Here is a 12,378-nt window from a genome sequence, read left to right as displayed (position 1 = left end):
CCTTTCACTGCTGCAACCAGTCACTTTTGAGGATGCCATACTGTACAAGGTCTTCAAACTTTTCCCACTTGCGTATATGTTGGCGGCGGCATCCCTCGTAGTGCATCCCAATCTTCTGCATCACTCGTCCTGATGCTAGATTGTGGGGAAAGTGGGCAGAATGAATGCGATGTAAGGCAAGTACCTCAAAGCCATATCTCACCACGGCTCTAGCGGCTTCGGTGCAGTAGCCCTGTCCCCAATAGGGTTTGCCAAGCCAGTAGCCGAGTTCAGCCTGGTTATTATCGGCATCGATGCCTAATCCGAGCGCTCCACACAGTTCTCCACTCTCACACAGGGCGATTGCCGAAGGCACCGCCCGGAGGGCGATCGCAAAGTTGACGACTCTTCCCTGCTCCAATGCAGTTGAATGGGTGTTAATCCACTCCTGAGCCATACCATCTTTGTAAGGATGGGGAATTGAGAGCGTCATGGCAGCAATTTCGCGTGCGCCCGCTAACCGTTGCACATCTGGTGCATCTGCTAGGGTGAAGGGACGTAGAATGAGCCGTTGAGTCTGGAGGGTGGGTTGTTGAAGATTGTTTTTAACCTCTAACTGAGCAGGGCGATATCCCCCAAAAACGGCAAAGCTGAAATTTTTGTAGCAGCAATCCACATCTTGGAAACCTGCCGCTTCCAGCCAACCCAATTGTGCCTCAAGGGTTGCCATGCGATCGTATTCCATGCGTTTTTGGGCGGCTTTGAGTTCCTCCTCTGAAATACCGAGGGTACGGACTGAATCGAGCCACTGTTGTCGATAGCGCTTCTCTAATTCGGGTGTCTTACCCAAAACTTGGTCGGCATTGACGAACATACCCCCAGGCTTCAGCGCTTGATAAATCCGCTGATAAAGACGCTTTTTATCCGAGTCGGACAGATGATGGATGGATAAACCGGAAATCACAAGGTTATATGGGCTTTCCCAATCACTCTCGACATAATCACCCATCAGGATTTTTGGGGACTTCCCCATCTGGCTAAATCGGCTCTTCGCCTTTTCTAACATCTCAGGGGCTAAGTCGATCAGCGTGAACTCGGCATTCGGGAAGAGTGCCTGAACCATACCTGAATAAAGACCTGTTCCTGCGCCCAAATCAAGTATCTTTAGGGCTGCACTGCGATCAAAAGGGATAATTTCAACTGCTGTTCTGTAAAAATCCTCAAAGCACGGAATCAGGATGCGCCTTAATCGGTCATAATCGGCGGCGGCGGCATTAAACGCTTGTTGAATGTTCACGTTGGCTGTTCTCCATTCCCCCATCAAGTGGCGATTAATTCGCCTCGCAGCACGGTAACGGCTTGTCCTGCGAGAAAAACGCGATCGCTCCCCGTATAGCGCACTTTCACCACCCCACCTCGACTGGATGCCTGATAAGCTAAAAACTCATCCTTACTGAGGCGATCGCGCCAGAAGGGAGCAAGGCAGCAATGAGCGGCTCCCGTTACTGGGTCTTCATCAATGCCTACGCCAGGTGCAAAGAAGCGAGAAATAAAATCATAATCCGAATCTTCGCTAGAAGAGCTGGTGACAATGACTCTGCCATGGTGCAGGCTTTTGAGTTGCTGGAAATTGGGTTGCATTTGCCGCACCCATTCTTCAGACTCTACTTCGACCAAATAGTCCAAAGCCGTCTGAAAAACTGATTTGATCGGCACACCCAAAGCTTGAGAGAGTTCGGGAGGGGGGATTATTGCTTCTGAGCGATTGGCCGGAAAATCGAGTTCAATCCAATCTCCTTGGCGCTGGGCGATGAGTAAGCCACTTTTGGTGTAAAAACGAGCCACTGCATCCGATGGCAAATGTCCTTCTGACCACAAGACATGAGCACTTGCTAGGGTGGCATGACCACAAAGCGGCACTTCTACGGTAGGGGTAAACCAACGTAAATGGAAGCCATCGTCCTGCCTGACGAGAAAAGCCGTCTCTGATAAATTCATCTCCCTGGCTACGTTTTGCATCCAGTCTCCATCCTGGGGAGCCGGCAAAACACAAACAGCCGCCGGGTTTCCGGCGAAGGGTGTATCAGTGAAAGCATCGACCTGAATGATGGTTTGTCTCATAAGGTTGCTCCGGTAGAGTGCAAGAACGTGGTGGAAATCTCTACTTAGTTTTCTCCGTTACAGCCTCTTGTTCCCTCGGTGTTAGCTGATCGGCATGAGCCGGTTCTCCATCCTGTGCAACCACGGGTTTAGTTAAATGGGGTCTAATCAGTAAACTCACCCCAATCGCCCAAGCAATCGAAACCATCCATCCGGCGAGAATATCACTGGGATAGTGAACTCCTAGATAAAGACGTGTCCAGCCAATGGAAAGCACAAATACGCTTCCAATCAACCAAACGGGAAAGCGCCAACGGCTGTTCCAACTCAGAATGATCAACGCCGCTACCAGTGTCATACTCGACATGGCATGACCACTAGGGAATCCGTAGTCCAACTCTGGAGCGGGTGATGACCATAGGTGGGGACGAACTCGATGTAATAATACTTTGGCGGTGCGGTTAATGATGATGCTGCCGAAGAGAGTGGTGAGTAAATAAGTTAGCGATCGCCACCGTCGCCGCAGCAATAATACTAGCCCGATCACACTAGCGACGGGAAACACGCCCCAAAATACCCCTAGCTTCGTCAGGATGGTAGCGAAACCATCCATTTGGGTTGAGGATGTGCTATGAACCGCCAGCAGAATAGGCACATCCCAAGGAAAGCCGCCTTCATTTTCCCAAACTTCTTCTGCTAGCTCCCCAAAAACTTGTAAGGGTAAGTAGACACCAATAAATAGAATGAGCAAAGAGCGCCAATGAGCAGCAATCAGCTTTTTGCCAAAGCTCAGGAAAGACTGAAGAAATGCCCTAAAATCTAGTTCAAACATTCGCAAAAGCTAAACGAGAGTACAGACGCCTCGTGAACTACCCCCACTAAGTCGGAGTACCGAATATAGTGGGGGCTTCGACAATCACGAGAGAATGCCTTTGCTTGGGCTTGCGTCCAAGTTTTGGTCTTACATCTCCTCCTGCCGCAGGAGCGCTGGTTCCCAACGCCCATAACAATCTGATACCCTCTGCTCTTATGTTTCTTGCTGCATTTTCGTCTCTATCATGATGAGTGCCGCAATTCGGACAAGTCCAACTACGGACATCTAATGGCATCTCCGACATTTGATAGAGACACTTTGAGCAGAGTTTGGAACTAGGAAACCATCTATCAATTTCTATAAGCTTTCCACCCTTACGTTCCAGCTTGTAATCTAAGAAATTGACAAACATGCCCCAGCCAACATCAGAAATAGCCTTGGCTAGATTGTGGTTGCGAACCATGCCCTTGACATTGAGGTTCTCCACTACGATGACTTGGTTCTCGTCAACTAACTTCCGTGAAAGCTTATGGAGAAAATCTTGACGGACATTTCTAACTCGTTCGTATACTCTAGCCGCAAGCCTTCTTGCCTTCTCTCTAGACTTGCTCCCCTTCTGCTTTCTGGCTAAGTTAGCCTGTTTTCGAGCTAAGTTGCGTTCGTATTTAGCTAAATGCTTAGGGTTAGCAAACTTAGAGGTTTTTTCACCATTATGAACAATGGCAAAATCTTTTATTCCTAAATCAATACCTGCGACCTTACCTTCAGTTGAAACTTCAGGTTCATCACCTTCCACTTCAAACAAGATAGATGCAAAGTATTTGCCTGATGGGTCTTTTGATATTGTGACAGTCTTAATTCCACCCTCAAATAACCTGTGAATTTTAGCCTCAATCAAACCAATAAAAGGAACTTTAAGACAGTTTCCTTCAATCTTGATACTCTGAGGGTATTGAATAGACTGTCTAGCTTTTCTAGATTTGAAACGAGGAAAAGCCGCATGCTTTTCAAAGAAATTGAGGAACGCTCTAGACAAATTACGAGTGGTTGATTGATATACCTGTGAATAAGTCTCTTTTAACCACTCGTATTCTTTTTTGAGCGATGGCAGAAGCGCATTAAGCGCCTTGTCTGACAACCCTTTTCCTGTCTCTTGGTAGGTTTGAATCGTTTTATTGAGTGCGAAATTCCACCACCAACGACTACAACCAAACGCTTTGGCTAGCGATTGTTGCTGTTCGTTTGTTGGATAGAGCCTAACTTTCGCTACTCGACGTTTCATCAGCTTTCAGTCTCTAAATCTAAATCCCAAATAGGGTTTCCAATCTCAACACGAGGGGCATCTATTATCTGACCTTGCTGATTGTACTTGTGGTCGTACCAAGCATTTACTGAGAATACTTTTGCACTGTACCCTTCGGTTGACTCTGCAACAATCACAACTCCCGCCTGAGCACCCAAGCTATCTTTGGGCGTTACATAAGTTTTCCCAACCTTTATTTCCTTTATTTCCTTGATTAGCCTAGGTTTTACTGTGAATTTATTTAATCGTAAAACCGTAAGATGGTATTGTCAATTGCGCTCCCGTTTGACCGGACGCAATTGACCGCCTTTCATCCCGCCGCTAAACCTGTGGCGGTACTCGCCTCACGCCTCGATGTATCCGCCTTGGCTATAGCGGGGGACTTCCCGGCGAATTAGTTAAAAAATTTTTACAGAGGAGTGAGTTTAGCGATTAGCTGCGCTAATTTCTAGGGTAATCGCGAAGCCCTTGACTAATCGCTTGTAAGAGTTGAACAGTTGAAAAGGGCTTCGTCAGATAGCCGTTTGCCCCTAGAGCCTCTCCTTGATCCATGACGTTTTGCATATTGTCTGCCGTTAGAAAGAGTAAGGGAATACCGGCCGTCAGTGGATCTTGACGCAGTGTTTTTAATACTTCGTACCCAGAGAGCTCCGGCATCCTAATATCACACAAAATAAGATCAGGAATCCGCTCTTTTGCCAAGCGTACTCCACTTTGGCCATCTCCTGCCTCAATCGTACTAAACCCATTCGTCTCTAGGATATTCAGGATACTCTCGCGCAGGATTTCTTCGTCTTCGATGATTAGAACCCTTGTCATTAGTTGCTTTTCAGTCTTTTGACCCAAAGAATCAAGGCGTTAGCCTGGGAGCTGACAATAACCTTGTGGTTGCCGCCTGCTGGCAGCAATCGTTGTAGCTCCTCATCCTCATGGGTAATGCCATTCTGGTAGCCAGAATGGCAGTCGTTTCATCCTTCTGGTTACGGTATGGCGACAAAGGTGGTACTTCGCAAATCCCTATGTTCAGACTCTTTATTCCAACTCTTATACAGATTACCGAGTACTCGAAGAATTAGGTTGTTTCTTGAGGTAGATTTTTACCAATCCCTAATGCTTTCTTGCTGTGCTTCAACTGTTTCCACAAACCTTTAATCTTCGTATAAGCCTCTTCCGGAGACAGCTTTCCTCCCGTCTCTAGAGCCGAGATGTAAGAAACATTCTGAGCAAATTCTTGCAAATTGGCATTGAAGGTTAGATGCTCTGGTGTAAACCGTCCGTAGTAGCGGCTCTGAGGATAGAGAAAGCTGTTCTTGCTCATCCGAGCTGAATCTGCCATAGCTACCTCCTATCGAAAGTAAATTTCAATGTTAACAGATTTTCTTTACCTATTCTTAACCTTAAATTAACCTAAAAACCAGATTCCAGAAGAGGATTTTGGCAAAACGCCTTGTTTGACCCCAGTCGCCATCAAGCAAGGATAGTGCAGCCGTCCGACAGGGGCAGCGTTTGTTGCTGAGTCTGGTGCTACCCCTGCGTTCAATTCGTCATTAGTAATGAGTACCTGATTTGCGATGATGCACAGCAGTAACGCCGTCAGCTTGCAGTAATTGGCCCTGTTTAACCACCCCATAGACGACCCAGTGATCGCCACATTCCATGCGATTTTCTACCGTACATTCTAAATAAGCTAAGGCATCGCCTAGAATCGGGCAACCATTCTCAGCCTCTTGGGTCGTGACCCCAGCAAATCGGTCTTCCCCAGGCCCAAAGGGTTTGAGGAAGTGCTTCATTAAGCCCAAATGCTTCCCTTGGGCGAGAATATTCAGGACAAAGGAATCGCCCGTGTGCATCAGCGACTCAATTGCTCGGTCTTTGGCCACTGCAATGGTAAGACCCGGAGGTGTAAAGGTGGCTTGAGAAACCCAATCAGCCAGCATTGCCCCCTTGAGTTCCCCTTGTTTGGTTGTAACAATACACAAAGACCCGATTAAACGTCCCACCGCTTGCTCGGTACGCGCGGCTTGGGACTCACCAACAGGTTGCCGGGGGGTACGGGATTTTTTGGCTTTCTTCAAAGCTTGGGCAAAGTCGGTACCTGCTTCTTCACAGTATTTGAGGGTAACTTCGTTGGGCTTAAATTTAACTCGAATGGTTTCAAAGCCGAACTGGTAACCGGCATCGCTGAATTTACTTTCAATCAAGTCAATGGCTTCACCACTCCAGCCGTAGGAACCGAAGACACCCGCGAGTTTTGTTTTGCTGGCGGTCGAAAGGACGATTCCCAGTGCGGTTTGGATGGGCGTTGGGGCATGACCGCCTAGGGTTGGGGAACCCATAATGAATCCGTCTGCTTTCTCCACCGCTTTCTGAATCTCTGTGGGGTCAGCCGCTTCGCTGTTAATTGCTTCAACCCCAACACCGGCTTTCGTGATGCCCCGTGCGATCGCTTGGGCTAAGGTTCCGGTATTTCCATAGGCAGATGCATAAATTAGGGCAACCGTCAAGTCCTTTGTGGCATTTTCCTCACTCCACTGTCGATAGGACTGAGTTAGGGGGATCAGGCTATAGCGCACCAAAGGGCCATGACCCGTAGCATAAAGCCTTGCCTGGAATTCAGTTAGTTTGTCCAACGCCTTTTCCACTTGCCTCGCGTGGGGTGCCATGAGGCAATCGAAGTAATAGCGTCGGTCTTCGCTAATCGTCATCCATCCTTCGTCCATTACCTGGTCACCACAGACATGTGCCCCAAACAGCTTATCGGTGAAGAGAATTTCGGTTTGGGGGTCGTAAGTACAAAGTGAACCAGGCCATCGAGGACTGGGGGTTGGGATAAATTGTAGGTGATGACCTTGCCCTAAATCCAAGGTGTCATCACCTCGCACAACCTCAATTTTCAGTTCTTGGTCTGGCAAGAGAGTTCGTAGGTTAATTGATGCCGGATTGGAGCAAACAAATGTAACTTGAGGTGCAAGTTCAAGCAGGGCTTTGAGGGTAACGGCTCGGTTGGGATTGACGTGACCGAGAATTATGTAATCTAGCTGGGTTGGGTTGAGGCGTTGTTGGAGTGCAGCGAGAAAAATTTCGGTAAAGGATTCACCAGGGGGGTCAAACAGGGCAATTTTATCGGCTCGAATTAGGTAAGAGTTGGCGGTGGTGCCGCGTTGCAGGGCATACTCGATTTCAAACTTGAGTCTATCCCAAGTGCGCGATCGCAATACGGTGGTTTCTGCTCCAATGGGGAGAACTTGAACATCGCGTTGCTTTGTTGTTGGCGTGACTGTGACCATGATTGTGACCTCAATAGGTTTTTAGATAGACACGAAATTTAAAACCTCTTCCCCTCCCGCTCTGCCCTCCCTGCCTAGTTAGAGCTAGGCTTAATGTCGTGACAGGATGGGGATGTTTGCCAAGATTTGTCAGGTGTAACGCTGGATGCTTGGGCTGTGAGAATCACCTCTCCATGGGCACCGTATATCCAGCTTTGTGCTTCCACCAATTGTTTAGGCGTGCTAGGAGTGAGATTGGTTTGAGGGGTAACACCAGAGATGTTTTCTGCCTGGGCGTTGAGGGTTATCCAATTAGGAGTTATTCCTTCATCATTCTGGAGCAAGTCGTTCGGACTAGGAGGTAAGCCACCCCGTCCTATAATCACAAAGCTGCTTTTTTGGTCTGCTGCTGCGGGGGTACAACGGCGGTCAATTTGCTGTGAGGCATCGACTACGTTAGTCGGTAACTCGGCTAACCCCCGACTGGGGTCAACATTGGTGAGTAAATCGAGTTGAAATTCACCGTCTAAACCAAACTGAGAACTGGCGGTAATATCACTGCTTGCGGGAATGTCCTGTTCTCGGAATGTCAGACCATAGATGCCTTGAGTGGTGATGTTAATATTGCCGCCTCGTCCATTGAAAGCATTGGCGGTGATGTCGCTATCTTCTTTAGGGACGGCGACAGCGAAACCTGCATTAATGTTGATGTTGCCGCCATCGCCACCCGCACCTGCGACTCCTGCGGTGGTGGAGATATTGCTGTCGTTACGCATCACTAATAAATCTCCCATCCGCAGCCTAATATTACCGCCGTTACCCGTTTGGGTGGTGGCAAGGATTGAGGAACGATTCATTTCCAAGTTTTGCGTCGTTTGGAGAGTGATGTCACCCGCTGTACCAGTTCCCCGGCTTTCAGAGGATATGAGGGCATCAGTCAAGGAAAGTGAGCCAGTGGTAATCTCAATGTCACCGCCCTTACCTTCCGCTCCGGCTTCCACTGAGCTGTAGGCTGTCCCCCGATCAAAGCTAACGGTATCAGAGGCAGTAATCTTCAGACTGCCAGCATTCCCTTGACCAAGGGTACTACTCAACAGAGAAAGGCCATTGGTAACCTCAAGGGAGTCAGTGGTAATCTCAATGTTACCGCCATTCCCCACCGCTCCTGCGTACACAAAGCTGGAGGCGTTACCCCCATCAAAGCGCACGGTATCCGTCGCAGTAATCCTCACACTGCCAGCATTGCCCTTTCCAGCCGTGAAGGCATTCAGTCCAGCACCATTGGTAACCTCAAGCGAGCCAGTGGTAATCTCAATATCACTGCCATCCCCCACAGCTCCCTCTCCCACCGCGCTGAGAGCAATGCCCCCATCAAAGCGGACGGTATCCGTCGCAGTAATCCTTATACTGCCAGCATTGCCCTGTCCAGCCGTTTGGGCAGCCAGCCCAGCGCCATTCGTAACCTCAAGCGAGTTAGTGGTAATCACAATGTCACCACCATTGCCCACCCCTCCTGATACCACCGAGCTAGAGGCTTCGCTGGGGAGTCCATTGCTGCCAACCCCATCAAAGCGGACGGTATCCGTCGCAGTAATCTTCACACTGCCAGCATTGCCCCGTCCAGCAGTAGCGGCAAACAGCGAAGCGCCATTGGTAACCTCAATGGAGCCAGTAGTAATCTCAATGTCACCACCATTGCCTACCGCTCCCAATCCCACGTTGCTGAAGGCACCACCCCCATCAAAGCCCACGGTATCGGTGGCGCTAATCCTCACGCTGCCAGAATTTCCCTGTCCAAAGGTGCCAGCTGACAGTTGAGCGCCATTGATAACTTCAAGGGAGCCAGTGTTAATCTCAATGTCACCACCAACCCCCACCGCTCCTATGCCTAAAAAGCTGTCGGCATTACCCTTATCAAAGCGGACGGTATCCGTCGCAGTAATCCTCACACTGCCAGCCTTGCCCTGTCCAAAGTTGCTGGCAGACAGGTAAGCGCCATTACTGACTGATAGGGAGCCAGTGTTAATCTCATTGTCACCGCCATCCCCCACAACTCCCGCTCCCACCGAGCTGGTGGCACTACTGGGGAGTCCATTGCTACCAACGCCATCAAAGCTAACGGTATCGCTGGCAGTAATCCTCACACTACCAGCCTTGCCTTGTCCATTAGTGCCAGCAGACAGGTAAGCGCCATTGGTAACCTCAAGGGAGCCAGTGTTAATCTCAATGTCACCACCATCCCCGGCCCCTCCCTCTCCCACCGAGCTGATGGCACTACTACTGGAGAGTCCATTGCTGGCAACGCCATCAAAGCTAACGGTATCCGTCGCAGTAATCCTCACACTGCCAGCCTTACCCTGACCAAAAGTGCTGGCAAACAGCACAGCGCCATTGGTAACCAAAAGTGAGCCAGTAGTAATCTCAATGTCACCGCCATTGCCCACCGCTCCTGTTCTCACCAAGCTGAAAGCATCACCCCCATCAAAGCTAACGGTATCGGTGGCACTAATCCTCACACTACCAGCCTTGCCTTTTCCAGCAGTACTGGCAGATAGCAAAGCGCCATTGGTGACCGATAGCGAGTTGGTGGTAATTTCAATGTCACCGCCATCCCCCAGTGCTCCTGCTCTCGCATTGCTGAAGGCCGCACTTGAGAGTCCATTGCTGGCAACGCCATCAAAGCTAACGGTATCCGTCGCAGTAATCCTCACGCTGCCTGCATTCCCCTGTCCAGCAGTATTGGCAATGAGTTGAGCGCCATTGGTAACCGAAAGTGAACCAGTAGTAATCTGAATGTCACCGCCATTGCCCAATGCTCCTGCTTCCACTGAGCTGAAGGCGTAACCCCCGTCAAAGCGCACGGTATCCGTCGCAATAATCCTCACACTGCCAGCATTCCCCTGACCAATGGTGCCAGCAGATAGTTGAGTACCATTGGTAACCTCAAGGGAGTTAGTGGTAATCTCAACGTCACCGCCATCCCCTACCGCTCTCTCAGCCACCGAGCTAGCGGCATAACCCCCATCAAAGCGCACGGTATCCGTCGCAGTAATCCTCACACTGCCAGCATTCCCCTGTCCAGCAGTACCAGCAACCAGTTCAGCGCCATTGGTAACAAAAAGCGACCCGGTTGTGATGTTGATATTGCCTCCGTTCCCCACGGCTCCCTCTGCTACTGTACTGACGGCTCTACTTGTTCCTCCATTGGGGTCAGTGCCATCAAAAGAGACTATATCGCGGGCATTTATTGTTACATTGCCTGCATCACCCTGTCCTTGAGTTGAGGAATTAAAATAACCGCCCTCTTTAACAAAAAGTGACCTGGTTGTGATATTAATATCACCCGATTTGCCCACACCTTCAGGCTGCACCACATTAGCCAGAAAACTCAGCTCTCCTGCAATAGTTGTTGTGCCTGTCGCGTTAACTTCAATGTCTCCTGCCTTACTCTCAGCCGAACCTAATCCTGACGCTATTCCCGCCCGTACTTTGCTTCCTCCCAAAACCTCCACGTTCCGGGCATTGATGGCAATACTCCCGCCACCGCCAGCGCGTACATTTACTTCAGCTTCATTCGTGAGGAGTACATCGGATCTGGCTACATCAGTAGGAAAACCTAAACGCAGTTCGTTACCATTTGTAGTCAGTTCTAATGTTCCATTCTGAGCCACTCCTCCTAATTCAATTCGACCCCCTAAAGCGAATAAACGCCCACCCTCCAACCTGACATCACCACCGACTAACAACAAACTCCGACCATCCGGAACCTGAAGCCCAATGGTAGGAGTACCTAACACCGTTGTTGTTGCCGTAGAGCGGTTGACAATTTGCCCCTGATTAGAGAGTTGATTATAAAAAAAAGCATTGGGGTTGATTGCGAGTAAATTGCTGGTTTGAGGTTCTGACGCACTGAATAACCCAGTATTACCAAGGCGAATTGCATTTGCTGTCGTTGCCACGAAAGAACCCCCCACATCCAAGCTGGCCTTCTCCCCAAAGGAAATGCCGTTAGGATTAATCAAAAATAGGTTGGGCGTCGAATTGCCAAAGGTTCCAATCGTACCCAGAATTCGTGATGGATTATTACCCGTCACCCGCGCCAAAATATTCTGAATGTCCGCGTTAGGACTGAAGAAATAAGCTCCTCTATCCGCGCTAACGTTAAACTCAACAAAAGAGTGGAAGAGATTTTGACCTCTTGCTGTCCCGCCTGCGATCGCTTCCACAGGCAAACCGTTAAAGTTGGGTACAACAAAGGAACTTTCACCACCCAAGGTGTTATCGGGAACGATATTGCTCTGAGCTAAGGTACGATTTCCAGAAAACGCGATCGCACAACCTCCCATCAGCGCGATCGCACCGGCAATCCTCCTATCTTGTTTTTTTAACGCAGAGGGTCGCAGAGGTAAACGCTGAGGGGCGTTGAGGGGGTTTGATAATTCCAATAATCTGCCTCGATCGCACATTCTCTGCATCCCTTCCTCCGCGTCCCTCTGCGTTAACAACTCTCCTTTTCCCAGAGTATTGAGGAGTTTACCTCAACACCTAATTAGGTTTTTTGAATAGCATCAATGGAATCAGCCCTGCAACAATTAAATAAACTGAATTGTCATAATGACAAATCCACAGGACTATCCCGACTAAAAAACTTATCCCCGCAAAGGCTAGCCCATAAATTAATCGGCTGGTTTCCAGAAAACGTCGGTGATTTTCCTCCTTAACCTCCTCATTTTGGCGAAGGATTACCTCGCGCACTCTAGCCCAGTCTAAAGCTTCGTTAGGCGAATCTGATCTTGCTAAACGTTCCTCAACAAATGAAATCGTTTGAGGAGAATTTCGAGGCTTCTGATTAGAAAGGTTGGGTGACGACGATAAAGTTATCGCCAGTTCGTCTGGTTTTTCTGACATCCTTTAAC

The 12,378-nt window shown here is 49.2% G+C and carries 10 protein-coding genes; 1 reads left to right on the top strand and 9 read right to left on the bottom strand.

The genetic code is table 11. The features are described 5' to 3' along the window. Window positions 1-4 precede the first annotated feature (4 nt). Genes NDI48_02920 through NDI48_02905 form a run of 4 tightly spaced genes read right to left on the bottom strand, consistent with a single transcriptional unit; the run spans window position 5 to window position 4,175 of the window. Window positions 5-1,276, bottom strand: coding sequence for a GNAT family N-acetyltransferase (locus tag NDI48_02920; protein ID MEP0830155.1), 1,272 nt, complete (start codon window positions 1,274-1,276; stop codon window positions 5-7). A gap of 23 nt (window positions 1,277-1,299) precedes the next feature. Then, window positions 1,300-2,100 (bottom strand): PhzF family phenazine biosynthesis protein, encoded by an 801-nt coding sequence (locus tag NDI48_02915; GenBank protein MEP0830154.1) that lies wholly within the window; start codon window positions 2,098-2,100, stop codon window positions 1,300-1,302. A gap of 40 nt (window positions 2,101-2,140) precedes the next feature. Next, window positions 2,141-2,911 carry a phosphatase PAP2 family protein gene (locus NDI48_02910; protein MEP0830153.1) on the bottom strand — a complete coding sequence of 257 codons (771 nt, stop codon included), beginning with the start codon at window positions 2,909-2,911 and terminating at the stop codon, window positions 2,141-2,143. Window positions 2,912-2,957: 46 nt separating this feature from the next. Beyond that, window positions 2,958-4,175, bottom strand: coding sequence for a transposase (locus NDI48_02905; GenBank protein MEP0830152.1), 1,218 nt, complete (start codon window positions 4,173-4,175; stop codon window positions 2,958-2,960). A gap of 281 nt (window positions 4,176-4,456) precedes the next feature. Here NDI48_02905 and NDI48_02900 point away from each other — a divergent pair, with 281 nt between their 5' ends. Further along, window positions 4,457-4,594, top strand: coding sequence for a hypothetical protein (locus NDI48_02900; GenBank protein ID MEP0830151.1), 138 nt, complete (start codon window positions 4,457-4,459; stop codon window positions 4,592-4,594). A gap of 43 nt (window positions 4,595-4,637) precedes the next feature. On the opposite strand, the gene NDI48_02895 is transcribed toward NDI48_02900, so the two are convergent. The 5 genes from NDI48_02895 to NDI48_02875 form a co-directional block, all read right to left on the bottom strand. Beyond that, window positions 4,638-5,015 (bottom strand): response regulator, encoded by a 378-nt coding sequence (locus tag NDI48_02895; GenBank protein ID MEP0830150.1) that lies wholly within the window; start codon window positions 5,013-5,015, stop codon window positions 4,638-4,640. 253 nt (window positions 5,016-5,268) lie between these two features. Continuing rightward, window positions 5,269-5,532 (bottom strand): hypothetical protein, encoded by a 264-nt coding sequence (locus NDI48_02890; GenBank protein ID MEP0830149.1) that lies wholly within the window; start codon window positions 5,530-5,532, stop codon window positions 5,269-5,271. 211 nt (window positions 5,533-5,743) lie between these two features. Then, a complete protein-coding gene (locus NDI48_02885) occupies window positions 5,744-7,483 on the bottom strand; it encodes a diflavin flavoprotein (GenBank protein MEP0830148.1) in 1,740 nt (579 codons plus the stop codon). Between the two features lie 74 nt (window positions 7,484-7,557). Further along, window positions 7,558-11,907: a filamentous hemagglutinin N-terminal domain-containing protein gene (locus NDI48_02880; GenBank protein ID MEP0830147.1), complete on the bottom strand. Its 4,350-nt coding sequence runs from the start codon at window positions 11,905-11,907 to the stop codon at window positions 7,558-7,560. 100 nt (window positions 11,908-12,007) lie between these two features. Then, window positions 12,008-12,370, bottom strand: coding sequence for a hypothetical protein (locus NDI48_02875; GenBank protein MEP0830146.1), 363 nt, complete (start codon window positions 12,368-12,370; stop codon window positions 12,008-12,010). Between the last annotated feature and the right edge of the window lie 8 nt (window positions 12,371-12,378).

The organism is Microcoleus sp. AS-A8 (assembly GCA_039962225.1).
Classification (GTDB): Bacteria; Cyanobacteriota; Cyanobacteriia; order Cyanobacteriales; family Coleofasciculaceae; genus Allocoleopsis.
Note: the sequence above shows the minus strand (reverse complement) of the source record. Positions and strands in the feature narration are given on the sequence as shown.

Bases quoted from the DNA above. Each gene is read 5' to 3' on its own strand.
- NDI48_02890 (MEP0830149.1), bottom strand. From the start codon at position 5,532: ATGGCAGATTCAGCTCGGATGAGCAAGAACAGCTTTCTCTATCCTCAG.
- NDI48_02895 (MEP0830150.1), bottom strand. From the start codon at position 5,015: ATGACAAGGGTTCTAATCATCGAAGACGAAGAAATCCTGCGCGAGAGT.
- NDI48_02900 (MEP0830151.1), top strand. From the start codon at position 4,457: ATGGTATTGTCAATTGCGCTCCCGTTTGACCGGACGCAATTGACCGCC.
- NDI48_02915 (MEP0830154.1), bottom strand. From the start codon at position 2,100: ATGAGACAAACCATCATTCAGGTCGATGCTTTCACTGATACACCCTTC.
- NDI48_02885 (MEP0830148.1), bottom strand. From the start codon at position 7,483: ATGGTCACAGTCACGCCAACAACAAAGCAACGCGATGTTCAAGTTCTC.
- NDI48_02875 (MEP0830146.1), bottom strand. From the start codon at position 12,370: ATGTCAGAAAAACCAGACGAACTGGCGATAACTTTATCGTCGTCACCC.
- NDI48_02910 (MEP0830153.1), bottom strand. From the start codon at position 2,911: ATGTTTGAACTAGATTTTAGGGCATTTCTTCAGTCTTTCCTGAGCTTT.
- NDI48_02905 (MEP0830152.1), bottom strand. From the start codon at position 4,175: ATGAAACGTCGAGTAGCGAAAGTTAGGCTCTATCCAACAAACGAACAG.